Origin of the sequence: Pedobacter sp. (assembly GCF_039594775.1) — a bacterium.
Lineage (GTDB): Bacteria > Bacteroidota > Bacteroidia > Sphingobacteriales > Sphingobacteriaceae > Pedobacter.
Genome location: NZ_JBCNMT010000008.1, coordinates 25,933 through 51,331 on the forward strand (window position 1 = coordinate 25,933; position 25,399 = coordinate 51,331).

The 25,399-nt window shown below is 40.5% G+C and carries 18 protein-coding genes and 1 other RNA gene; 8 read left to right on the forward strand and 11 right to left on the reverse strand.

Annotated elements, in window-relative coordinates:
* Positions 1 to 20: 20 nt before the first annotated feature.
* The 4 genes from ABDV71_RS16690 to ABDV71_RS16705 form a co-directional block, all read right to left on the reverse strand.
* Complete coding sequence (locus ABDV71_RS16690) at positions 21 to 1,019, reverse strand: hypothetical protein (RefSeq protein WP_343534565.1); 999 nt, start codon at positions 1,017 to 1,019, stop codon at positions 21 to 23.
* A gap of 7 nt (positions 1,020 to 1,026) precedes the next feature.
* Positions 1,027 to 2,508, reverse strand: coding sequence for a hypothetical protein (locus ABDV71_RS16695; protein ID WP_343534567.1), 1,482 nt, complete (start codon positions 2,506 to 2,508; stop codon positions 1,027 to 1,029).
* 239 nt (positions 2,509 to 2,747) lie between these two features.
* Positions 2,748 to 3,950, reverse strand: a complete 1,203-nt coding sequence (locus ABDV71_RS16700) for an IPT/TIG domain-containing protein (protein WP_343534569.1) — start codon at positions 3,948 to 3,950, stop codon at positions 2,748 to 2,750.
* 11 nt (positions 3,951 to 3,961) lie between these two features.
* A complete protein-coding gene (locus ABDV71_RS16705; protein ID WP_343534571.1) occupies positions 3,962 to 5,641 on the reverse strand; it encodes a hypothetical protein in 1,680 nt (559 codons plus the stop codon).
* 199 nt (positions 5,642 to 5,840) lie between these two features.
* Between ABDV71_RS16705 and ABDV71_RS16710 the strand changes: the two genes are divergently transcribed.
* On the forward strand, positions 5,841 to 7,805 hold the full coding sequence (locus ABDV71_RS16710; RefSeq protein ID WP_343534573.1) for a sensor histidine kinase: 1,965 nt from the start codon (positions 5,841 to 5,843) through the stop codon (positions 7,803 to 7,805).
* Complete coding sequence (locus tag ABDV71_RS16715; RefSeq protein ID WP_343534575.1) at positions 7,802 to 8,416, forward strand: response regulator transcription factor; 615 nt, start codon at positions 7,802 to 7,804, stop codon at positions 8,414 to 8,416. Before ABDV71_RS16710 ends, ABDV71_RS16715 begins: the two co-directional genes overlap by 4 nt.
* A 306-nt stretch (positions 8,417 to 8,722) precedes the next feature.
* Here ABDV71_RS16715 and ABDV71_RS16720 read toward each other — a convergent pair whose 3' ends face one another.
* Positions 8,723 to 9,307 carry a class I SAM-dependent methyltransferase gene (locus ABDV71_RS16720; RefSeq protein WP_343534577.1) on the reverse strand — a complete coding sequence of 195 codons (585 nt, stop codon included), beginning with the start codon at positions 9,305 to 9,307 and terminating at the stop codon, positions 8,723 to 8,725.
* 247 nt (positions 9,308 to 9,554) lie between these two features.
* Here ABDV71_RS16720 and ABDV71_RS16725 point away from each other — a divergent pair, with 247 nt between their 5' ends.
* Complete coding sequence (locus ABDV71_RS16725) at positions 9,555 to 10,562, forward strand: hypothetical protein (protein ID WP_343534579.1); 1,008 nt, start codon at positions 9,555 to 9,557, stop codon at positions 10,560 to 10,562.
* 114 nt (positions 10,563 to 10,676) lie between these two features.
* Positions 10,677 to 10,841: a hypothetical protein gene (locus ABDV71_RS16730; protein ID WP_343534581.1), complete on the forward strand. Its 165-nt coding sequence runs from the start codon at positions 10,677 to 10,679 to the stop codon at positions 10,839 to 10,841.
* A 17-nt stretch (positions 10,842 to 10,858) separates the two neighbouring features.
* Here ABDV71_RS16730 and ABDV71_RS16735 read toward each other — a convergent pair whose 3' ends face one another.
* Both ABDV71_RS16735 and ABDV71_RS16740 read right to left on the reverse strand, forming a co-directional pair.
* Positions 10,859 to 11,524, reverse strand: coding sequence for a response regulator transcription factor (locus ABDV71_RS16735; protein ID WP_343534583.1), 666 nt, complete (start codon positions 11,522 to 11,524; stop codon positions 10,859 to 10,861).
* 63 nt (positions 11,525 to 11,587) lie between these two features.
* Positions 11,588 to 13,630 (reverse strand): tetratricopeptide repeat protein, encoded by a 2,043-nt coding sequence (locus ABDV71_RS16740; RefSeq protein WP_343534585.1) that lies wholly within the window; start codon positions 13,628 to 13,630, stop codon positions 11,588 to 11,590.
* A gap of 19 nt (positions 13,631 to 13,649) precedes the next feature.
* On the opposite strand from ABDV71_RS16740, the gene ABDV71_RS16745 reads away from it, so the two are divergent.
* On the forward strand, positions 13,650 to 16,517 hold the full coding sequence (locus tag ABDV71_RS16745; protein WP_343534587.1) for a CHAT domain-containing protein: 2,868 nt from the start codon (positions 13,650 to 13,652) through the stop codon (positions 16,515 to 16,517).
* Positions 16,518 to 16,551: 34 nt separating this feature from the next.
* Positions 16,552 to 17,262: a hypothetical protein gene (locus ABDV71_RS16750; RefSeq protein WP_343534589.1), complete on the forward strand. Its 711-nt coding sequence runs from the start codon at positions 16,552 to 16,554 to the stop codon at positions 17,260 to 17,262.
* 212 nt (positions 17,263 to 17,474) lie between these two features.
* Here ABDV71_RS16750 and ABDV71_RS16755 read toward each other — a convergent pair whose 3' ends face one another.
* Together ABDV71_RS16755 and ABDV71_RS16760 are read right to left on the reverse strand one after the other, a co-directional pair.
* A complete protein-coding gene (locus ABDV71_RS16755) occupies positions 17,475 to 19,052 on the reverse strand; it encodes a S41 family peptidase (RefSeq protein WP_343534591.1) in 1,578 nt (525 codons plus the stop codon).
* A 67-nt stretch (positions 19,053 to 19,119) separates the two neighbouring features.
* Positions 19,120 to 19,950 carry a helix-turn-helix domain-containing protein gene (locus tag ABDV71_RS16760; RefSeq protein WP_343534593.1) on the reverse strand — a complete coding sequence of 277 codons (831 nt, stop codon included), beginning with the start codon at positions 19,948 to 19,950 and terminating at the stop codon, positions 19,120 to 19,122.
* 538 nt (positions 19,951 to 20,488) lie between these two features.
* Between ABDV71_RS16760 and ABDV71_RS16765 the strand changes: the two genes are divergently transcribed.
* Both ABDV71_RS16765 and ABDV71_RS16770 read left to right on the forward strand, forming a co-directional pair.
* Positions 20,489 to 20,818 carry a two-component regulator propeller domain-containing protein gene (locus ABDV71_RS16765; RefSeq protein WP_343534595.1) on the forward strand — a complete coding sequence of 110 codons (330 nt, stop codon included), beginning with the start codon at positions 20,489 to 20,491 and terminating at the stop codon, positions 20,816 to 20,818.
* Between the two features lie 140 nt (positions 20,819 to 20,958).
* Positions 20,959 to 22,683 (forward strand): serine hydrolase domain-containing protein, encoded by a 1,725-nt coding sequence (locus ABDV71_RS16770; protein WP_343534597.1) that lies wholly within the window; start codon positions 20,959 to 20,961, stop codon positions 22,681 to 22,683.
* A gap of 523 nt (positions 22,684 to 23,206) precedes the next feature.
* Here ABDV71_RS16770 and ssrA read toward each other — a convergent pair.
* Both ssrA and ABDV71_RS16780 read right to left on the reverse strand, forming a co-directional pair.
* Positions 23,207 to 23,575: a transfer-messenger RNA gene (gene ssrA, locus ABDV71_RS16775) on the reverse strand.
* Between the two features lie 149 nt (positions 23,576 to 23,724).
* Positions 23,725 to 25,365, reverse strand: a complete 1,641-nt coding sequence (locus ABDV71_RS16780) for a TldD/PmbA family protein (RefSeq protein ID WP_343534599.1) — start codon at positions 25,363 to 25,365, stop codon at positions 23,725 to 23,727.
* Positions 25,366 to 25,399: the final 34 nt, after the last annotated feature.

Below are 25,399 nucleotides of genomic sequence, written 5' to 3' on the forward strand. Positions count from 1 at the left end.
TTTATGGATGAGGCCGGTTTCTATTTTCCGGGGGGATTGTCTATCAGTGATTTTCCGATTGGGGTACTGCTGTAGTTAAATTCATTAGCATTGCCTTGATTACTCTGTTTGCCGTCCCGTGCAGTAGGCTTGTTGGTTTTAAGGATCAGGTACGTATTTTCCATACCCGAAAGGTATTTGAGCTCAAAAGTATAGGTGGTTTTTTCCAATGGATGCTGATAGGCTTTCTGGTAGCTGCCCCATTCGTTGGTTCTGCCACTTTTCGCTTTGCTCCACCATTCGCCGGTTGCTTGCCCCGGCACAAGGGTCAATTGGTTGCCGTTGATGGTATAAGTACCAGTTTCGCGAATAAACTGAATGTCTTTTATAAAATTGGACCAATGTTTGGCCCTGTATTGATAAGTGCCGTTGGCATTGAACTGATATTCTCTTCTAAAATACCCGCCGCTCATATAGCCCGATGTTTCGTTCATGTTGTTTGCCCACAGGCCTGTGATGTTTTCGGCACTAGTACCTGGTTCGGAGGAATATTGGCTTTGTGGCGTTTGGTTTAGTGTGATGGAGGAAACGAGCTTTTGATAATCTTTTAGGTAAGGCTTTGCGGTAGCGTTGCAGAGTAGGCTTACGCAAGTTTTGCCATTACTGAAAGTAGTAAGGATAACGGCCACATTTGCACCATTGTACTGCCAAACACCACTGCGGCTCATTACGCTCCAACCATCCGCACTTTCAATGGTTGTCTTTTCTTCTTTTTCTACCGCATGCAAAGCCAAAACAATGGCATTCCACTCACTATCGGCATCTTCAGCTATGCTCCCTTTACTGGCTGTGCTTTTATAAATGCCCATTTGCGCCCAGCTACCGCCATCAATACGACTATAAACAGCTGCAGTGCTATGGTCTTCTTTCTTCCAATTTTTGGGAGGTGTATAACTTACGATATCGTAGGTTTCTTGTTGTGCCAATACTTCAATTGAATAGGAAATAAGGCATGTTGCGAATAACAAAAAAAACTTCATGGTCAATTTATTTAGGTTGATAAGGTTTTGTTACTTTTTCTGTTCCAAAAAAATAATCATATACATAGTCGTAATTAAAGCGGCTCACAAAGTTGGCCATCAGGTGTTCTGCCCCGGCGTGGTCATTAAACTTTCCCTTGTATAGCTTGAATACAATCCAATGTGGACCACTATTGGCGCAGGCTTCTTTCACTCCCTTTTTCAAGCGAAGAAGCGGAAAGCCAATGTTCGTATTTCCGTAGTTGTCGGAGGTGCTGGGCTTTGTCTGTATCCAGTAAAAGTTGCTTTTCTCGTCCAGGTTGGCCAAGTCAATAATCCGGATATCATATCCTGCTTTCAGATACACATAATCATTATAATTATCCTTAAACTTCTTTTTCATAATGTTTAAACCATTTTTTGCCTTTTCCGGCATATGGTCCAGTCTTCCGCCACTGTTTCTGTCGATTTTTTCCATCAGAGGCAATTGTTTCTCTAACCTTGCGATCAGTTCAGCTACTGTTACTTGTTCAAAGGGAAGGGGCTGTCGGTCTTTGGTCATCACTACCACATAGAAATGTTCATTGTTGTTCAGCGCATCAGAAGGTATCCAATAATGCGTATAGTTCTTCAGATTGGGACTGGTCATAAAATTTTGATAGTTGGCCATCTTATCGGAGCCCTGGTATTCGCCTTTCATGCCCATGCTATATTGTGGCATGGTGCAGTAATATTCATCCGGTGAGGAAAGCCCTATCATTTGCCTGCTGATCAGTTCGATATTATTGGCCATGACCTGCCATACATAATAACCCGCCAGTCCGTCAATAGGCCAGAACTTTTTAGTGCTTGTTTTTTGTAGGTTACTATACATTTTGCCCGTTGCGCCGTAGGTATTGGGCAAGGCATTGCGGTTGTTCTTTTCCGCTTCGTTGTAGTTGTAGGAAGTGCTGGTTACCGGCTGTCCTGCCGGAAGTGCGTAAACGGACTGAACCATTTCTCCCAACAAGCCCCTGGGACTGTAGGTTTGTTGTATCCAGGTGGCTAATTTCTGCGAAACCTCCATCTGCGAAGCAGGATAATTTCTTCCATTCTGAATAAATGGCTTTGCGGGATCTTTAAAGTCCAGCATTTTCATCCAGCCAATTTCTGCGTATTCTATAGATTTTCCCTGATACCAACCTCTGTTATCAGTAGTGAGCGGCCCAATTTTTTCTTGACTAATGTCCGTAACATTTTTACCCTGAGTAGACTGGTTCTCTTGTGCGCTATCGTTAGCTTTCTTTCCTGCTTCTTCTTTTTCCTTTTTTATGGCAGGGCCAGTTAATATTTGCTCAGCGGCCTTGTCCATAGGCTTCTTTACTGCTTTATCTACCACTTTATCCGTAGTTTGATCTATTGTTTTGTTAACGGTCTTCTCTACTTTATCTTTTAGCTTTTTTATGAACTGTGCCTGCAATGCCGTAGTGAAAAGCATTGTGGCCATCAACATTATAATTAGCTTTTTCATCTGTTTATTGTTTTTTTAATGGTCAGATGGAATTCGCATAAAAATTATCATCGCTTTGTGTATAAATTAGCTCGATAATTTTTATGCTCATTTCTCCTGAGAATTTATTATTGTTTTTTGGCCAGTATGAACTCCCATAAAATTTTTCATTCATTCTTTGTGTAATTGATGAATGAAAAATTTTATGTACGTTTCATTAGAATATATTTTGATTGAATACTTCTTCGAAGTTTTTGTCGCTACCGGATAAAAATGCAGGTAGCTTCTGTGTTATTAGCGATGTTGGATAAAGTGACCGCAGTACCGTTCTTCCAGTATTTAGCTGTTTTTTTGCCTCCTGCATACTCGAATGCCGCTACATACACATCGTTGCCAAATACTTTTATGCCTATATTGACAACCTCAGCGGTGCCGAGCGGAGCAAGCGGAACCGCATTGCCATTTTTCCAATAGGTCAGCGTTTTTTGTCCGGCAGTCTGCGTAAATCCGGCTACATACACATCGTTTCCCTTTACTTCAATCGTATAAGGGACAGAATACTCATCGCTTATGGTTGAGGCATTTCCATTTTTCCAGACGATAGCTTTCCATTTTCCGGCAGTAGCTTCCTGCTCATGTCCCGTTACATACACGTCACTACCGGCTACAGCAATAGAATTTCCGTAAGATGGCTGGTCGCTCAGCTTTACCGGTGTGCCGTTTTTCCAATAATAGGCTCGACCACCAAGATTTCCTGCTACATACATATCATTTTGTTTGTTATAGATGGATGCTGCTGCACCGTAAGCGTTCGCAAGCTCTCTTCTGGCTCCATTTTTCCAGTACACAGGAAAATGGCCACCGCCGGCAACATACACCTCATTGTTTGCCACAAAAATATTGTAGGCCTGGCCGGTGCCCATTGAAGCCGGTGTGCCATTCTTCCAATATTGCGCTACCCCGTCATTCTCGCCGCAGAGGTAAACATTCTTATCTTCCACAAAAATGGAGCGTACTACACTATTATTATCGCTCACCTGTGTTTCCTTGCCATTTACCCAGTATTTTGATATGTAATTTTCATCAACGCCAACATATAACATTCCGCCTACAAAAATATCGGGTACATAGGTGAAGTTTCCACCGGCAACGGTCTTTCCATTTGTGGTAACAGTAACTTCGCCTGTAGGACTTTCTAGAGCTGGAACATACACCATCAGTTGGGTAGATGAAGCGGAATGTACTGCAACAGCCTTACCGTTAATGGTAACAATGTTGTCGGCTGCATTGGCTGAAAAATTTTTTCCGTTAATGGTCAGTTGCTCATTGTAATGAATGACAGATGGCGAAATGGAAAGGGTAGAGGTAGTGTCTGGTGAATTTATATCCTTCTTCTTGCATGAAGAAAGGAGATAGACCAAAATTAACATGGCCCATATCACTGTAAGTTTTTTTGTGTTCATGTTAGATAAATTTATTTATGGTTTGCAATGATTATTTTGCTATACGCTTTATGGCCATCTTTATCTATTTGGACAAGCCTGATGTATAGCTTTTGATTTTCATTATTGATTAAACTGTCGATGTTTTTTTTGCAGGAGAATATCAAGAGACAACACCCTGTCATGGCCAAAAGAGCCAATGTTCTTAGTTGTTTTGGTCTCTTTATACCTATAATTATGCAAAGCGGAAGCCACGCTAGGCCGTGTATTGGAAGGTTTTTAGAAAAGCTGTATGGCAGAACTACGGATGAGTTTCCATTATTCGCTTTGGAAAAAATCTTGTCGCTAACCGAAGTAAAGGTTTTGCCATCAGTAGATGTTTCTATCAGATAGTAGTCATTATTGATTTCAGTAATTGATGTCCAATTTACAGTAAGGACATTATTTTTAATGGAGGCTTCAATATTACCAAAAGTGATAGGTAAAACACCTTCTGCCGCCAATTTTACCAGCCATGCATCCGGTACGGTGTTTCCAGATGGATTGGTGTGAAAGCCGGAAACACCACCGTCAGCCGACATGGTGAACCCCGTAATGAGATAGCTGCCATCTGCGTTTTGGATAATGCCCCTGAAATGATCGTGATCAGTTCCACCCAATGATTTTTGCCAAAGTAAACTACCGCTACTGTTCAGTTTCACAATCCATCCATCGGCATAGCCACCATCATCATTTCTTGTCAAATCACCGTCGGTAGAGTAGGTTTCACCAATGATCATATAGCCGCCGTCATTTGTTTGTACGGCGTCATATGCAAAATCATTTAAAGTGCCGCCCAGTGCCCTTGTCCATTCAATTTCAAAATTGCTGTTTAGTTTAACAATCCAAAAATCATTCTGGCCATGATGTCCGGTCACATTGCCGTCGTTTCGGGTAGTGGTGCTTCCCGCTACTATATAGCCACCATCCGAAGTCTGCCTGATCACATTGGGATTGTCATCTCCAAATCCACCGTAATCATTTTCCCATAGTAAAGTACCATTACTGCTAAGCTTTACTACTCTAAAATCAAGACCTCTAAGGGTACTGGCTTCGCCTGTGGCTACATAGCTTCCTTCTGTGGTTTGGCATAAAGATCTAATGATGTGTTGTTGCGTTGTGTAAATCCATTCTTGTATGCCAACGCTATTAAATTTAGTAAGATGGTAATCGCCGCCTACAAGGTAGCCGCCATCTGTAGTTTGCGTAACGGCATTCCCGGTGGTTCCTGCTCTTGCCTGCCATTGTATGGTGCCGTCAGAATCCATTTTCACCAACCAACCACCTGGTCCCGTCGTTACATCTCCATCTGAAGAGCTGGTTGTTCCAACCGCAATGTAACCGCCGTCGTTGGTTTGCTGTATGGCGTTGAAAAGTTCACCTGCAAAACCACCATATGCCTTTGTCCATTGCAAAATGCCGCCTGCCGAAAATTTCATTACCATACAGTCACTTTGCCAACCATGCAACCCTGAATTTAACAGGTCGCCATCGTTGGAATAGGTTATTCCCGCAATCACATAACCTCCATCGTTTGTTTTTGAAATACAGACGGCGGCATCGTAATTGGTTCCTCCAAGAGCACGGTTAAATAATATGTTTGGGGCCTGCGCCATGGCCAACTTGGTAAAAAAGGTGATGGACAATAGAATGAGTACTGCTCTTTTCATCATGAAACTCCTTTAGTTTTATATCACAAAGTTGAGACTTATGCTTAGGCTGGTCAATCGTCCGAAAGGATGATTTTTTGCTATAAATAAAAAATCATCCTTTTGGATGATAGGTAGATAGCTAGATATTCTGTTATCTTTAGCATAGAAATTTACGGGTAGTATGTTAAAAAAAAACTCGATAATATTGACAGGATGCGCTATGGCCATAACGGTATTTGCGCTATTGCTATGGTCCAATATTGGCATTGCTCAAACAAGGAAGCTGGATAGTTTACGCGATGAAATCAATCGGTATGGTAAGCGGGATACTGTTCGCGTTGAAAAGATAATGGCATATGTAGTAGCGTCGGCCAATGAGAATACCAGTTTGTTACTGCCTTACCTGAAAGAGATGATCTCGATAAGTAAAGAACTGCGTTTTAAAAATGGCCTACAGTCTGGGTTTGTTACGGCACAATTATATTATTCGGATAGGGGCGATTTTGAACAGGCAATGCGTTATGCAGATTCTGCTTTTGCATCGTTGAAAACAGACACGGGAAAAAAGGTGAATATTAAAAAGGCCTATCTTCATCATAACGTGGGTGGAGATTACTTAAAAATGGGAGATTATGTTAAATCGCTTTCCCACTATACCCAAGCAGCAGCCTTATTGGAACGATACCAGCCCGAAACCTTATCCAGCATTTACAGTGGAATAGCATTGGTCTATGAAAAGATGCTGCAGCCGAAAAAAGCTATCGAATATGATAAGAAAGCCATTGCATTTGCCGAAAAGTATGGTAACAAAAATGCCATCGCCAAAAGGCGGCTTAACTATATCTTGAAACTGAGCAACATGGGAGAGTTTAACGAGGTGAAAAGGGAGCTTGATCAGATTGAGCCTTTGATCAGGGAAGTAGACGCTTCATTTACATGGTTTATTTTTTATCAGAGCAGGGGGTATCTGTTATTGCATCAAAAGAAATACGAAGGAGCTATATCAAGTTTCACTAAGGCAAAGGAATATGCCAAAGCAAGTGACGATAAATACCAGTACCTAACTATTCTTGACCCTCTATGTAAGATACTTATAGAAACAGGACGCTTAGATGAGGCAAAACTCTACATAGATACGCTGCTGATAAAAGGTGACGTATACCAAATGAAATTTGCGAGATTGTATGGTTATTCAAACGGTGCTGAGCTATATGCCAAAAAAGGTGATTACAAAATGGCTAATGAATACCTACTGCATAAAATGAATCTCGCCGACAGTATTTCTTCGGAAGAAACAAAAGAGAAGATTGCCATGATGGAGGCAAGATTTAAGGTGCAGGGTAAGGATAATGAGATTAAGATGTTACAGGACGACAAAAAAATTCAACAGCTTTCTATGCGACAGAAAAATACGCTCAATATCATATTGATAGGCGGTTCTATCGCTTTGCTCATCATACTATCGCTTTCTTATCGTAATTATCGCAGTAAACAAAAACTACAGCAGCAACGCATCATGGAGCTGGAAACCGAAAAGCAATTGGCTGCTACCGAAGCAGTACTAAAAGGAGAAGAGCAGGAACGTGCTCGCCTTGCCAAAGATTTGCATGACGGTTTAGGTGGTATGTTGAGCGGTATTAAACATTCTTTTACCAATATGAAGGAAAATCTAATCATGACGCCCGATAATGCTCGGGCATTCGAAAGGGGAATCGACCTGCTTGATGGCAGCATTAAGGAGATGAGGCGGGTAGCGCACAACATGATGCCCGAGATTTTGATGCAATTTGGACTGGATACCGCACTAAGGGAATTCTGCATTGCATTAGATCGCAACGGTCCATTAGAAGTGACTTACCAATCGATGGATATGGATACGGTTACGCTGCCACAAAGCATTTCTGTAACCGCATACCGAGTAGTACAGGAACTGGCAAACAATGCTCTTAAACACTCGAACGCTAAAAACTTATTGGTGCAAGTAAATGCTTCAGCAGAAGAAAAGCTGTTACATCTCACTGTTGAAGATGATGGTAAAGGTTTTGAACCTATGGCACTTGAACAATCAACAGGACTGGGTTGGAAAAGCATCCATAACCGAATAGAGCTAATCAAAGGTCGGTTAGACGTTAATTCTGCTCTCGGCAAAGGCACATCTGTTTTAATTGAAATACCACTCACATGACTAAGAAGGTTTTTATTGTTGATGATCATCTAATGGTGATTGAAGGCATCCGCTCGCTGTTGCAGAATGAAGAAAATATGCAATGGATGGGACATGCCATGACGGCAGCAGATTGCTTAGTTTTTTTGGAAACCCAACAACCCGAAGTACTACTGATGGACATTAACCTGCCCGATCAAAAAGGCACTGTACTTTGCAAACTGGTGAAGGAAAGATATCCCGAAATAAAGGTGCTTGGATTGAGTACCTATGACCAACAATCTGTAATCAACAACATGTTGAGCAATGGGGCATCTGGGTATTTGTTGAAGAATGCTTCTAAGGAGGAGTTATTGGATGCTATCGATACGGTAATTACAGGTGGCGAATACCTTTGTTTGGAAGCTGCGGGATCATTAAGATACCCACGAACGGAAAAGCCAATCATTACCAAGCGCGAGCTAGAAATACTACACTTAATTTGCAATGGACTTACCAACCCTGAGATTGCCGAAAAGCTTTTTATCAGCCTACCCACTGCAAACACTCATCGCAAAAGTTTATTGAAAAAATTTGAGGCCAAAAATGTTGCTTCATTGGTAAAGATGGCTATAGAAAATGGTTTGATATGAACAGTTTTAGCGATTAATGGCTTTTGTTTTTGCGGATCTATTGGCAAGGTAATATAAGAAATCGAAGGGCCATGGTAACTGAAAGGAAATTGAACACACTATTGGAGTTGTAGATAGTTGTAGCATCGGATATTTTTGGACAACTGATAAAGATAAAAAGTAGTGAATCTATAGAAGATTGGTGCTGATTATTATCATAATAGAAAAAAAAATGGAATGAACCATAAATAGCCGTCTCTCAAAAACAAAAAAATCCCTGTCAAATTTGATGGGGATTTTTTGTTTTGTATCCGATTCCATAAAACATTATTGCTTGGTTACCAATAAAATTCCTGCGCCAACGTTTACTACTGATGTGGTAAAATCGCTATAGCTTTGAATCATCGAAAGAAATTCTTCCACCTCCTGATGGTGAGATATGATATTATCGACCACCAATAAGGCGCCTTTTTTAGCAAGTAAGTTCTTTAGATAAGGCCAATAGACTACATAATTTTTCCGCTCGGCATCTAAAAAAATAAGGTCATAAATAGGTTGGGCCTCAGTTAAAAACTCGCCTGCATCAGCAGTAATAAGTTCCACATTTTCAGTTAACTGGAAATTGGCAAGATGAGCTTTGGCTTGTTGGGTTCTGCTTTCTTCAATTTCAATGGAAACAAGTTTGCCTTGCGAGCTTTTCAAGGCATCTGCAAACCATAAGGTCGAAAAGCCATTAGAGGTCCCCAATTCCAAGACGTTTTTACTTTGTTGTGCTTTGATCATGATGGAAATCAACTCGGCAGATTCGGGTTCTAGGTTTCTCCATTTTTCAAGCCTATTTTCTTTATGGGCATCTTCATCCTTAAACTGTTGGTAAAGCTGAAGAATTCTCTGTTTAAGTTTTTGTTCCATTTTTTACTTGGTTTGCTCGTTTTGAAATCCGCTATCTAAAATTCATCAAAAAAACATTACTGAAATAGAGACGAAGTTAATTTATAATTCATCTAATTATCAATTGGTGGATTGAGGTCTTGTAACACTTTGATTAGCTATTAAAAGATACGCAACTCTGCGTATTGCCGCCCAAAGCGTACTTTCCGAATTTTAAGCCTATCAATTGATAAATAATGATATGAAAACTTTAACTAGACAATCCATTATGAAGAGCCTATTCCTCGCAAGAGATTTTGGCCTCAAAACCATCTTAACGGTCTGTGTATTGACCGTTTTTTCCTGTAGTAAAAACAGCGCGCCTGCTGTAGAGGAAGAACCCAAAAAAGATACACCTAGTACAGGAAGCACTTCAGAGTTTGCCGTGGGCATTGGAAAAAACTTTTCGGCGGCAACATCGCTCAGTTTTACAGACGTTAATGCCGTAGCCGACTTTTATGCGGGTGAACATCCCATAGCCATTTATGCTACGCCAGCAGGTAAAGGGAGTGATATTGGCAAGGGAAAGCTGGTGCTGTCGCGAAGTGGAACCACCTTTAGCATGAAGTTGTTGAATGCAAAAGGTGAGGTATTGGCCCAAAATAATGTGGATATTACTGCTACCGGTGGTAGTAATTACAAGCAGTTTATCAGAGTATCGGGCACGCCCTCTAATACTACCATTACCACTTGGGCAAATACTTCCGATTTTAAACGCCAACAGATATTTGTGATTGCCGATGATAGCGGAGAGTTGTATGATGGCTTCACCTCCATAGAATTTTCAAATCAATACCGTTTTCGCAATAATGTGGAACATTTTGGCACCACACCACCAGCCGCTTTGGCCGCCTTAAAAGGCGTATGGGAAGGGGCTTCCCTGCAACCTACCTGCAATCCCAACACTGTTACGGTCACCATTGCGGAGGACGGCTCGATTAATTTTAAAGGTAAGGCCTCGATGACTTGTGCCGTTCAGGATGCCACTGTGAAATGGGATGGACAAGATGACTTTGTACGTCCAAATACTAAAGAATTTAACCAAGTGGATGTAGGTAGTCAAATTGCCATTGATTATGGCAGCACCATTCGGGATACCCAGAATAATAATAAAAGGGGAGGGGCGCTAATTGTAGTGCCTAAGCTTAAAGATCCTGTAAATCTTGTTGATGCGCAATATTATGCAGCCCCCAGCCATGTTGGGATGGTAATTGTACGCAAGCCAACAAAGAAATAACAATTTATCCTTAGGTTGGTGAAAATCACCAACCTAAAATAATATATCGCTCCTTTGCAAGAGGGGCGTTGTTGTTTTGTGCTGAAGAAGTTGTTGTTATTTCAAGCAATTCAGATGGAAACAGAAACAGAAAAGATGCTGTTTGCCACTACCTACCAAAGGTATTGGAGAAGGCTGTACAAAAAGATATTGGCGAAGGTAGGACAATTTGTAGGCCGGCCCGTAATAAGTACAAAGATGATGGAAACGCCCTCCGGAAACTTTCAGAACAAGGCATAAATATAATTATAGATTAATCATAGCCATTTATTGGCTCTCGCGATATTTACGGCACTTACCTTATTGTTTACCTGTAATTTGCGATAAATATGTTCAATATGCTTACGTACAGTGCCTTCACTAATGAACAAGCCATCGGCAATTTGTTTGTAGGCCAGCCCATCTTTTAATGCGGTTAATATCTCCATTTCACGAGCAGACAGGTTTGCGGTGCTTGCTGAAATTTGCTCTGCCGGATTTTGCGAGCGGTGTTTGATATGGTTGAGTGTTTTTAAGGCGATACCAGGCGACATGGCCGCTCCTCCGTGATGAATATCGAAAATAGATTTGCTAATGGTTTCTGGGCTTTCGTCCTTTAGCAGATAGCCAGAAGCTCCAGCAAGTATCGCATTGAAAATTTTATCGTCATCATCAAAAGTTGTCAATATTAATACTTTGGTATCAGGGTATTTTTCTTTTAAACCATGTGTAGCGGTAATGCCTTCCATTATAGGCATTTCAATGTCCATTAAAACTACATCTACCATTTGTTCTTGAAGTTTTTCTAGTAAATCAAGTCCGTTGATTGCCGTAAATACAATTTGAAGTATTGAGTTATTGCGTAGTTTCTTTAAGATAGACTGTAGTGCCAAAGGTTGGTCTTCGGCAATGGCTATTGAAATAGGGGACATTTCTTTCTGCATACTTACTGCGGTTCCTTTTGGGTTGATAAAACTCTTGTTTTTTTAAGTTAAATGCTATACGCATTATTGCGTATTTACTGTAAAATGAAAGTTCGCAGTAATTTTGGTTCCCTTACTGTGCGTACTTTCAATATTGAAACTACCTCCCAGTTCTTGCGTGTTCTGACGCATATTTTCCAACCCAAAACCTTGAGTAGTAGCAGAGGTTTCAAAGCCTTTACCATCATCACTGATACTTACTTCCATTTTTTCTGGGTCGGCAAAAAAATATATTTTAATGCTATTTGGCACGGCATGTTTTATGCTGTTGTTTACCGCTTCCTGAATGATGCGGAAAATCAATGTTGCTTGTTTTGAATTGAGGATCAGGCTTTCGTCGGCAATTTGGGTATCTATTTCAACTTTTTTTACTTTTCTATAGTATTCCCTCAATTTTACCAGCCATTCATCTAACCTTACCGATGGTTTATTGATGAGCCAAACCGTTCTTCTCAATTCGGCAATGGTGTTGGTAACCAAATCCTTCACATTCTGCATCTCCGCAGGTGTTGGTTCCGTTTCTGTGATGGAGGTTTGAATAAAAGTAAGATTGGCTCCAATGTTATCGTGTAAGTCTTTTGAAATACGCAAACGGTCATTTTGTAGTGTGTTTTTGGCTTCCAGTTGCAATAATTCTGATTGTAAGATGGCTTCCTGTTTGAGTTGTTGCTCTTTAGCTTTTTTTGTTCGGTATAGGAGCCAAAGGGTTGCTAAAGTGCATAGTACTAATAAAAGCGCAATGAGTAAGTAAAGGTTCCGTTGGCTAATGCCCAATTGCTGTATTTTGTTTTTTTGGGTAAGTAGTGCAATTTCCTGTTCCTTTTTTTCAGTTTCGTGTTTAACAGTAAGTTCGGCAATGGCTTCTTGGTTTTCGGCTTTGCGCAAGGAATCACGGAAAACAGTGTACGCTCGAAGATAGTGATAGGCTGAGTCGTTTTGGTTGAAATGGCTATATTGGTTGGCGAGCTCCTCCAGTGCTTCATAATGTTGCTTGTCGTTACCTATGGTAATGGCAATAGCCAGGGCCTTTTTCAAGTTGCCCACTGCTTCCTGTTTGTTTCCGATTTTTCCATAGGCCATTCCCAAGTAGCCGTAAGAATAAGCAATTTCCGAGTCTTCTTTTAGCCGTTCTCTAATCGAAATGGATTTTTTTAGATAGGCAATTGCGTTTTGAATTCCATTGTTTACTTCAATATAAGTAGCCCCAAGGTCATTGTAAGCGAAAGCTTCGCCGGTTTCATTGCCCAGTTCTTTGGCTATCTTAAGTGCTTGTTGGTGCGATTGGATGGCTTCTGTATATTTATGCTGGCGTTGGTATACAATGCCTTTATTGGTATAGGTGCGCTGTATGCGGGTACTATCATTGATAGCTCTGGCAAGTTCCAGTGTTCTTTCGTAATAAGTTAAGGCTTTATCGTACTCCTGCCTGCCCACATGCATAATACCTATTGAGGTGTTAAGTACTGCTTCTACTGATTTGTTGCCTAGTGCTTGGGCCATTGTTAAGCCTTTGTAAAAAACTTCCATCGCCTCTTTATCCCGCTTTTTTCGTCTAAAGTAGCTGCCCTTACAATATAATATCCACGCTAGTTCATTACTGGGTTTTACCGGAGAAATATAGGCCAATGCTTTTTGAGCATGTTGTTCCAATGCTTCCAAATTACCTTGACCATTGAAAACGAAGGCTAAAAGGATATGGCTCCTGGCCTTGCCCAGAGAATAATTTGCTTTTTCAGATAGGCGAAGTAAGGTGTCTGCAAGCTGATGGAAAAAGTTGTAGTCCCGGTAATAGTAATTAGAACCCCATTGGTAAAGACTATCTATTTTTTGTTTTTGCGACAGATTAGATTGAAGTACGTGATTAAGTTGTACTTTAAAATCCTGTGCAAACAATGAACTGTCCGCAAATAGCGGAAGCATCCATAGTAAAATGTATAGGACGGTGCGTTTCATCAAGAATGGCTTGGTTATACTAAAATAAAGAAATACAAAATCACTTTCATTGAAAATACGCAATTCATCGTATTGTGCCGAAAAGCGGGCTTGACGATCTTTACGGAAGCTCAAATCCTTTAAAGTCTTACCATTGTTACCGTTTGTAAAATCAATTATTTTAATAGGCTTATTGTTCCACGTTAACAGTGTTTGTGGTCAATTTAAGGAGGTATTTCCTCAGCCGCCCAGGGTAGAGGACCATCCCGCGTGGCAACAGCTCAATAATGCCAATCAAGCAGGAAGATGGGAAGAGTCCTTTAATCTTGCTATCGCTTTATCCGACAGGTATCCCGAAGCGGAGAGTCTATATTTTTACGCGGCTAATGCATTGTATCAAAATAAGCAATATCCCACAGCTTCTCAATATTATCAAACGGTAGTATCAATATATCCCTTTCAATCGGTTAACCTCACGGCTGCGGTAATGGGGGGCATGTATGCCAAGGAGCCTCAAGTGGTAAGTTATGCCCTGTACGTGCTTTCTTTTGTACCTATGAGTCAAGCAGAAAAGACGCAGGCCGATCAACAGCTGCAAAAGGTGTTGGATAATTTTGTTCCCTATGCTGATTATGCTAGCGTAACTGCTGCCTTGCAACAAGGACTTCAACAATACAGACAAGGTTATGCAGACCACATGGCTTTTCACGAGCAATATGTCAAAATACTGATGAACTTGGATTTGAGAAAAGGTACTTTCCCGAAAGAGGCATTTGCTCAACTTAAAACCAAAACGCATACAGGATACTACCCCGCAGTATTGTATAATTATTTGTTAGGTAAAATTGCTAAGTCCTGTTTAGCGGGTAACGAAAAAACGGAATCGATTTTTAAGGACCTTTTACCAGATTTTAATGCTTCACTTGCCGAAAGGCGTGGTAATCCATTGTCCAAGTATTTGCTGTACAGTCAAATGGAGCGCTACGCTGAAAATGTGAAAGATTACGAGTCTATCATTTCTGCATCTAAAATTATGTTGGCCGAATTGAATGCTATGGCTATTGTTCCAGCTTTGTCTTATAAGGTGTTGATCAACCTTACTGATGCTTTTTTGAAGAAGAAGGATATCAACCAGGCAAAGGAATACGGACAGGCATTGGCCACGGTGATTCCAAAAATAGTAGATCAGCAGCATAAAATGGATGCCTATAATATTGCCGCCGTGGCCATGAGCTATGTGGATAAAGCTAAAGCGATACAACTTTTTGATGAAGGGATTGCCTATGCGCAAAAAACGGGGGTGAGTAATTCGGATTTGGTACAAAATAAAGAAGGCTTTATCAATGGGAAAGTGACCGATTTGCTCAAGAATGATGAAAGTTCATTTATAGTAGCCGAAAACCAAGGCATTTTGTTTACCAACCAAGGGAAATATAAAGAAGCCATTCCCCATTTTATTCGTTCAAAAAAGATTTTGGAGAGCCAAATGGTGACAGCCTCACCAGAAAAGCAAAAAGGCTTGTTGGCAGATTATAGCAGGGTCTGTCATCTTTTGATAGGTTGTGTTGCCCATGTACAAGACGGTGTAGCTTTGCTACCAATCATTGAAGATATAAAAGGATATAGCCTTGCCGAAAGCACCTCAAAGAGCAGTAAGCGGGCCACATTAAAAGAAATACAGGCTGTATTGCAATCTGAGGAAGCATTGATCTATTATATTGATATTTCGGCCGAACTGTATGACGGTTATTACATCCCGCTATTGCTCACAAAGGAGAAAGTGCATTTTGGTTTTTCTTTTGCGAGAGATAGCTTCTTGCCCGAGATATATGCAGGTTTTAATACCGAAATTGGAAACATTGAGAAAGATTTGGCCCGAAAGGAATTTCGTAGTCCCGTTTACACCCAATACCAAACAAGAGAGCAGGCAAGGGGGCAGGATTTTAAACAAGGCGAAATGGGTTTGCTCATTGAACTTTACCGTCACAAGTTAAATCCTTCCACCGAAGAACTTCGAAATGGCACTTACAATCCGAACATTGCCAAAGGTATTGGGATGGCATTTTACAACATGCTACTTCAGATGTTCGAACCGCAGCTTGTAGGCAAGAAACATTTGATTTTTGCTTTGGATGGTGAACTCAATTATTTGCCTTTTGAAACCTTAATGACCACTGATAAACAGTATTTAGTGCAAAAATACGACATCAGCTACATTCCAAGTGGTACGGTTTTAACCAATCTTCGTCAACGTAAACAAAAGGCCTATGCTAAATCGGTATTAGCTTTTGGAGATGCTCGATATAGCGCAAGAACTGCAAAGGGCTATCCATTAAAATCGCAAACAGATGTAGAGCGTATTGAATTGAAAGTAAAAGAAGCCATTGCGGTTGACCAGAATCTTGACCAGGCATTTGCTTCTTTTAGCAAAACGGCTGCCAATTACTTAGAGGGCACTAAAAAGGAAGTGGAAATGATCAAAACCATCGTGCCTGATGCGGATATTTTCCTCAATGAAAAGATGACTGAAAATGAGTTTAAACGTTTGAATACTTCAGGAATGCTAAATCAATACCGTATTATCCATTTAGCGAGCCATGCGGGCGTAAATCCTTACGTTTTTGATCTCAGCGGAATCATGTTTTCTGTTTTTCCAGAACCTATAGGTGGCGAAGATGGAGAGCTGGTGGTGAGTGAAGTGGCCAAACTGAAAATGGCGCCCGAGCTGGTGATGTTAAGCGCCTGTCAAACAGGTTTAGGAAAGTTGGTGCCTGGCGATGGGGTAGCAGGTTTAAATCATGCTTTTCTAATGGCAGGTGCTAATGCTACCATTACTTCCTTATGGAATGTGAGCGATTATGCTACCTCGGTGTTGGTCTCTAAACTCTATCGGAAGGTTTTTCAAGAACGAAAAACCTTTGTAAAGGCACTTAATGAAGTGAAAAGAGAATTTATCACCAGTAGCGACTCAATGCTTAACCTAACCTTGGCATGGGCACCATTCATTTACACAGGAAAATAGAAAATCAAAACTGAACAATCATATTTAATAGAAGATGAAAACAACAATGAGTTTATTGGCGGCCTTGGCATTTACCCTATGCTTTAACAGAGCCGCGGCACAATGTCAGGGCGACTGCAACAATGGCTATGGTACTTTGGTGGCAGGCAAAACGACCACTACAGGGTTTTTCAAAAACGGGAAACTAGATGGTTTGGGCGATGTATATGGGGAAAATCTTTATTCTGGACAATGGAAAGAAGGAAAAAAGGATGGGTTTGGAGTGTATAAAGACGAAAGCAATATTAGTTATGGGATGTTTGTGAATGACTTGAAGCAAGGGCTGCACGTTACCCCGCTTGGCGATGGAAGCATTATCGCGAAGACTTTTGATAAAGGCGTACTGAAAGAAAAAAATGTGGTGCCAAAAGCCGCTGTGGCCAATTGCCCCTATGGGAATTGCCAAAATGGGATAGGTGTAAAGTTGGAAAGTTTGCCAGAAGGAAAAATGATGGTATATACTGGTAAATTTGTAAATGGCGCTTTGGAGGGACCTGGTTACGCCTTATATTCAGCGAGTCCAAATCGAATCTTTGCTACGTATAAAGCGGGCATTACCCATGGTTTTATGATCATCATGTATGGTAACGGAGGAGTTGAAATGGCCGAGATGCAACAAGGTAAAAAGCATGGAAGAGTAATCAATATTTTCCCTAATGGGAAATCGAAAGTAAATTACTACGAAAATGATGTGGCGGTAAAATAATTGAGATAACCGATAGAATGATTTCGATTCGGGTTCTGGGCAAAGTGGCTACAAATTTAAGATTGCAAACCGTCTGCTTTTTTAAACCAATGGGCCTAAGGAGAAGAAATGTTCCTTTAGCTATGTAGCAAAAAGATAGCCATTCCACTTTCACAATTCCAGTTTTCCTGAGCGAATATATTTCCCGCCACAATCATTAATGTTTATTTCATTTAATTTTGGGTTTCAAGTTCAAGTACCTTTTTAAACATTGGATCTTGATTTAAAAGAAATTCCTTTCCATAGATATTAGCTTTCGTAGTAGTACGTAAGTGTAGGTGTTCAATAGTGTATGGAACAGGGTATTCCACATGGTTCTGAAAAATATCACTTACGGTTTTAATGTTTGTCAAATCGATTTGTGGCTCTACCCTGAAAATCAATTTGCTGTAAGGGAGCATCATCACAATAGGATTGGTTTGAAGTCCACCGAATAGGTCAGGCGTCTGTCCAATGCTTATCAATTGCTCACTATTATTCGCTAAACTTGATAGGTTGCTCGCAGAAGAGTAAATATATCTGTCCTGTAGTATATAAATTTTTCCAGTGAAAGGAAGTTTAACCTTCTCGGGAACCACAAAACTGTAGGATTGCTTGATATAATACATTTCTATGCCTTTCAAGGTTGGATTATCGACTTTGAATGTGTGAGATTGTCTTCTTTCAACAGAGTCTCGATTTATCTTAAAATATTCTTGATTGTAGGGACTAAAATTTCTTCCAACTACAATATTTAGTTTTAAGGTGTCCTGAACAACTGATTTTAAAAACCTACTGTAGGTATTATCACTTCCGCCACCATTACCCCTAATGTCAATTACAATAGAATTGACTTTGTTTTTTAAAATAATTGCTTCCAATTTTTGTTTTACAGAATCTCCCAATTCTTCTTTCATCATTGGAACTTTAGCATAGAAGATACCTTTTTCTTTAAAGTAGTGAGTGATTAGAGTGTCATTGTTGTTGTTGTATCCGTATTTCCAATTCTTTTCCTGCAAAATTGATAGGCTATCCTTTTTAGCTATATCCAGATGATATTTGTTGTTTCCCTTATCAAGGAAAACCAGTTTTAAAACTCCGTTTCTATAGTTTTCCGGATGTGCGTAAAAAGTCTCTTCGTAAGTCCTATTATTTGTTCTGTCCCAACGCAAAGGCGAGACCAGTTCTGTAAGGCCAGCTACATATCTGTGTATTTCAATTCCATTGCAACTTATTAATTTCATGGATGCAGGATAACTGATTTCCTTGTATTTGAAAGGTAACAGGTTATAGTATTCTCCAGATGTATAAATTAGATTTAGGTCTAGCTTGGTGTAATTTGCATTTTTGAAGTAATCAGCATACTGGTAGCTATTTTTCGTAGCTGAACTATCTATGTTTTTAACAGATCCGGATGGAATCCAGTATTTTATCAAATTGTCAAGTGAACTTTTCCCTAGTCGACTGGTGTGCCCATCTTGTGCTACGTTGATTGTTTTTTGAATTATTTGAAGAAATTCGTCTGTCGTGGTCTTCTTGTTGATCTGACTTCGCAGATGTTTAGCTTGTTTCTCGAAATCAATTCCTCTAACTTCTTTGTTGTAATATATAATTGGACTTGTTTGCCTGATATATGACACTAGTGAATCATGATCTTCCAGCATTTGGGCATAAGATAATTTTGGAAGATTTTCGGGATTACGTGATTGGTGTTTTGAGGTTGAACAGGCAATAAAAAGACAAACCGTGATTATTAAAAGATACTGCTTCATTTTTTACTTTCTTTTGAACGCAAAATAAAGTAATGCAGAAACTCAAAAATTGTAAAAATCGTTCAATCTATTTTTTATTGTAGATCCAGGTTAGATCGTTTTGTTGTATAGAAATCTTATCGAATAATTGTTTCGGCGAATAACCTGAAAATAATTTGAAGTCGTGGATGAGATGAGCCTGGTCGTAGTATTGATTTTTATAGGCGATTTTTGTTAAGGAATGTGGCTCATGTAAAATTTCATTTAATACATTTCTGAAACGTATTGTTTTGAGATAGGCTTTAGGGCTTTGGCCCAGATTGTTCATGAATAACCGGTACAAAGTCGGGATGCTTATTTCAAGCATTTTGGCAAGTACTTCAACAGTCATATTGACACTGTTGTATTTAGAAATGTAAACTAACGCTTCTTTCAGTTTATAAGGGATTTCAAATCTCAAATTGCTTAACAATATATGTTCAATTAATTCAGCTCGTTTTGAAAAGCTGTTTTCTTCAAATATTTTTTCTAAAACGCTGGAGTCAGCTCCTGAAAAAATATCGAGAACATTATTTGATACCATTAAATCATTATATTTTTCACAAGTAAAAGCTCGCAAGGCCGAGGGATGGAAAACGATGCATATTTGGTCAAGACGAGAATTAATGTTCACGTTGAAAGACATCTTGTGAAATCCATAAAATCTACTCGTAAAATTTGTATTTCCTTGATTTATGATACAGCTATTGTTGCTGTCAATATATTCAACGTGATTTTCCTTGTAAATAGCAAGGCATAGATTATTATTGGGAAATGTGGTATAATTCAAAAAATCACTATCTGTTTTTTTAAAAAATAAGAAGTATTGAATATATTTTCTTAAAATTTCTGTTCTAGGTTTGATAATGACTGATTTCATTCTGCGGTCTTAAAATATTTACACTTATCAGTTTATTCTAAGATTTTTAAGGTAGCAAAAATACGAATTTGATATTATTATTGTAGATTTCGTCAAAAGTAACCCTCATCTTTCGTTCTAAGCTGGCTGTCCAGCCCGTTGTTCAGCTTTTGCAAATCCTTTCCATGGATAATACGATATTCATAATCTGGGATCTACGAAATTTCAAGTAGCTAACCTTTTCAAAACCTTTTTGCCACGCAAAAGACTACATCTTCACCAGCAATACGCGAAATTATGAACGATAATCCAACTATCAGAGCAGGTAATAATCTTTGATTTTAAGCAAGTTTAAGGATGGATTAACGAATATAAAAACTATTCATTACTTGAAATTTTGTTGTATAATATGAGACGTATTCAACATCATTCCGCACAGTTTAACTTAATACTTAGGCAAACTATTGACAAGGCCCTAAATTGGGTAGGTCAAGCAAAGAAACTTACCGAAAAATAAACAACCAAAATCAAACTTATAAAAGGGATTGGCGTTTTGCTAATGGAAGGTAATACTGTTATAAATTTTTCTGAAAAGCATCATTTAATCCATCCAACAAGCACAAGAAGAGGAGATAAATCACAACCAGGTACACTTGAACACGTTTTTGCCATTGAGGAAGATTCAGAAGGCAATATTTGGTTTGGAGATCGAGATACGGGAGCTTGGAAATATGACGGCAAAAAGTTGGTCAACTACCAGATTGACCCAAAATTGAACGCTCAAATGATTTGGAGTATTTATGAAGACCAGAACAAAAACTTGCTTTTTGGAATGGCGGGAGGTGGTGTTTATAAATTCAATGGTAAAACATTGGATAAACAATTTTAAAGATATGAGCCTACAACAGCAGTTTGGCAATTTGATTGAGTCCCTTTTTTTAAAGTTTGCTATGGTAGCTAAAAATAGTTTAGAGCTTAATTCGCAGTTTGTGTTCGTTTTATAGCTTAGAAAATGTTAATTTTTGCGATATGAAGATGCTATTATTATTCTGTGCGCTAATTACCTCCAGCGCTATTGCGCAACAACCGACCAATCAAACCGATCTTGTCAAAACTTCGGAACAATATTTTAACGAAAAAATGGTATCTGACCATATCGTCGGACTGAGTGCTGCAATCATATTAGACGGTAAGGTAATCTGGAAACAGGGGTTCGGTTATGCCGACAGGGAAAACAAAATTGCGATGACGCCGCAAACGGTGGTCAATATCGGTTCCGTCACCAAAACCTTTACCGCATTGGCCCTAATGCAGCTGTACGAACAGGGGAAGCTTGATGTCAATAAACCGTTAAAAACCTACCTGCCCCAGTTTAACCCGATGGCAGGGCCGGGCATCAACCCCGACAAGATCACGGTGAAAGCGGTAATGACCCATACCTCGGGCATCCAATCAGACATCTGGAAAAATTCGGACCTGGAAAGCGGAAAATATACCGATATTCCTGGCTTTGTTAACCAGACCTATTTGTTATACCCGGCCGGCATGGTAGGGCTTTATTCAAATGCGGGTTATAACCTTCTGGGTAATGTCATTAAGGCCGTCAGCAAAGAGGACTACGCTGATTATATTCACCGCCATATCCTTGATCCATTAACGATGTCGCACAGCGGGTTCGCCATGGACAGCTTGCGGAATCGGAGCAATATATATGCATACGGGCAGAAATTCAAGGCGTTTGAACTCCGTGATATCGCTTCTGGTGGTATCTACGCGGACTTGAATGACTTTGCCAAATACGCAACAGGCTTGCTGAAGGCTTATCGGGGCGAAACCAATTCTTTAATTAAAGCGAGCACCCTTCATCAGATGTTCAGTCTCCAGAATGCCTCGGTCCCGATAGAAACCAACAAAAAAGGCCTGGGTTGGTTTATGTTCAAAAACGACTCTACCTTTGCCGTTTACCATGCAGGCAGTGCCGGTTTTGCCCATGCCAAATTGCTGCTCTTTCCCGAAAAGAATGCTGCTGTTGTCGTGATGACCAATACAGCCGAGGGCGGACAGGCAGCAGAAGATTTCTGCTTTAAACTACTGCCCAGGTTCGGGCTGCGTATTTCTGATCTATTTCCCGCTCCTGTAACAGGTTCAGTCAATGACACTTCTCCTATTGTTCAGCTATCGCCAGCAGAGCTAAAGAAACACGTGGGCAGCTATGCCAAGGCAACGTCTTATGCGACCATTTCCGTAGCAGATAAATACCTTAGGATGCGTGAGAACGATAATATAACGATCTTAAAGCCGCTCAGCGCAAATCAATATGCGCCTTATGAGATCATCGGCAATGATACGCTGATGAAAAAAGGTGGACAGCGCTTTTTCTTTACCAACATCAAGGGGTATCATTATCTGATCCAGCGCAGGGGCGAAAGGGAGTATAACTGGGGTTATCAAATGAAACCAGTTGATGTCAGTCATTGGCAGAAGCGGACAGGATTATATCATCAATACGGTTACCAAATGCTGATCGGCGACAGCAAGTTTAAAAGCATCGAACTTTATATTACCCCTGATCGTGTACTGATGTGCCGGCTCAAGACGATGGGCAGTACCAATGAAATCCCTTTAGATGTTATCGACGATAACCATGCGCTTTCTTCGGGGGTTAATGCTGGATTTGGAGGTTTTACGGTTACCTTTAAGACAAAAAAAGGGGAGCAGTTGGTAGATTTTGCCGGTATCATGTTCCGAAAATAACATGAGCGTTTGGCAAACTGCATCTTTGTGGATGGTGTCCCGTGTTAATTATGGAGTGCAATAACATTCATAAAATGGAAGAAATGAAAAAGCAAAGCGAACTTGTATTTCCGCAAGGTGAAAAAATAACCAATGCGAATTTTACGGGAACCACCTATCTATAAATGGCGATTGATGCAGATAGCCTTAATTCTATTTCCGTTTTGAACCGGGAGCGAGAAACAAATGGCATAGCATCCCACAGGACAAATATTATTGGCATTGATGGGTAGGGTATGACCAGGAAAAGGCAAATCTAAATAGATACTCAAAAAAGGGATACGATAAAATGTCCACCCGATATTCCGCACCGGCATGGAGCAAGTGTAGATAGCCATTTTGTCCAAGTGGCCATCACTGGGCAGAAAAATGGAGAAACGATTTGGCTGAATGAAGAATATCGCCTGTAGCATTATGCTAATAGCATCAATTACAAATGGAATGCTCCTAAAACAAAAAATCCCATCATTTGATGAGGATTTTTTTGTGGAGCTGAAGGGAGTCGAACCCTTGTCCAGTTGTGTGATAAATTATGCTTTCTACGTGCTTATTTTCCACTTGGTTTTCGAGATGCGTCGGGCTGGAAACCGACCTTGACAACATCCTTAGATACTTTATTTAACCTCTGTATCGTACCCTACAAAGGCTAGCATGGTTATTTCGATGCCTCTGATGCTAACCTAACTATGCGGCAGTTAGCGAGACAAAAGCTTGCGTAATTCTAAATTAGGCAGCTAAGGCGTAGTTATTTTCGCCAATTATTGTTTTGAACGTTCTCTTTAAAGTGCTCACCGTACAACGCACTGCATGCTTACATACTTAGCGCCACCCTGTCAAATCCAGGAACAGCCCCTTTTTAGTAGTTAGTAACTAGTGATTAGTGTTTAGTAATCGCTGCTACTAGGTTACAAATGTACGAATAAAATGTGAAAAATAGGAGCTAGGAATTAGTAATCAGTAATCACGAATTAGTTATTTTCACTAACCACTAGCTCCTAGTAACTATCCCAACTTTCTTCCGGTGTTGATGACATTCACACCATTAAAACGGGTAGTAGGACTCCCATGTGATACTGCGCTGGATTGGCTAGGCTGGCCCTTGCCATCAGAAAAGGTACCGCCCAAACGGTAGTCGCTTTGATCGCAGCGTTGTACACAGGAGTTCCAAAACTCTTGAGTATTGGCTTGGTAGGCCGCATCCTTAAACATGCCCACAATTTTTCCATCCTTAATTTCGTAGGCCAATTGCGCACTAAATTGGAAATTGTAGCGCTGCTGGTCAATAGAGTAGGAGTTCCTGCCAAACATGTAGATACCTTTCTCTACGTTTTTCACCATATCGGCAGCCGAAAGTGGCGCTTTGCCTGCTTGTAGGGATACGTTTGGCATTCTTTGGAATTGGATGCTGTCCCAGTTATCGGCATAGCAACAGCCCTGCGATGCTTTAAGCCCTAATATATGCGCCTGATCTCGGATGGTTTGATAGTTCACCAAAATACCATCTTTGATGATGTCCCATTGGCCACATTTTACCCCTTCGTCGTCATAGCCCACGGCACCTAAAGATCCGGTTTCCAGTTTATCGGCTACAATGTTTACTTCCTTACTGCCAAAGTTGAATTTTTTGCTTTCCCACTTATCTAAGGTAAGGAAACTGGTACCTGCATAATTAGCTTCATAACCCAGCACGCGGTCTAGCTCGGTAGGGTGTCCCACTGATTCGTGGATGGTCAGGAAAAGATGCGAAGGGTCTAATACCAAGTCATATTTGCCAGGGGCAATAGGCTTGGCCTTGAGCTTTTCGTCTACATGTACAGCCGCTTCCCGTACATCTTCCAGCATGTCGTAACGTTTTTTGTATAGGGTTACGGGGCCACCTTTGATTTTTTCGCTGTCTAGCGGTTGCATGTACTCGAAGCCCATGCCCATGGGAGCGCTTAGGGCATTGCGGGTTTCAAACTTTCCTGCCGAAGCATCTATTTTGGTGAGCGTAAAGGTAGGCCAAATGCGGTGAATGTCCTGATCAATATAAGAACCATCTGTAGAAGCAAAATACTTTTGTTCGTTCACCATAAACAGGTTGCTGTTGATGTATTTTGCACCTCCCTTGAGGGCTTCGTTATTTACATTGAGCAATAATTCGACCTTGTCTGCAATAGGTACTTCAAAGGCATTGGTTTGGATAGGTGTTTTCCATGATACCTGCCCATAGCCTTTTTGCAGGGCCAGTTGTACGGGCTCATCCATCAGTTTAGCATTACCTTTGGCGATGGCTGCCGCCATTTTTGCTGCTTTGGCAATACTATCGTTATCGAGGTTATTGGTTGCGGCAAAGCCCCATGCGCCGTTGGCAAGTACCCTGATGCCCATACCATATGATTCGGTGTTGGCAATATTGTCTACCCTTTTTTCGCGAGTGGCAATCACTTGGTTCAAATAACGACCAATGCGTACATCGGCATAGCTGGCACCATTTGCCTTGGCGGCATTTAGGGCAACATCGGCTAATTTCTTTTTGATGGCCACATCAATAGGGGTAAGGGCTTCTTCTACAGAAATCATCCTGCCAAAAACAGGAACACTATCTAACATAGAAGCGCCTGCGCTAATGCCTGTTAGGTATAAAAAGTCTCTTCTTTTCAATGGTTTTGGATTTAGGAGGTAAAAAAGATGGCGC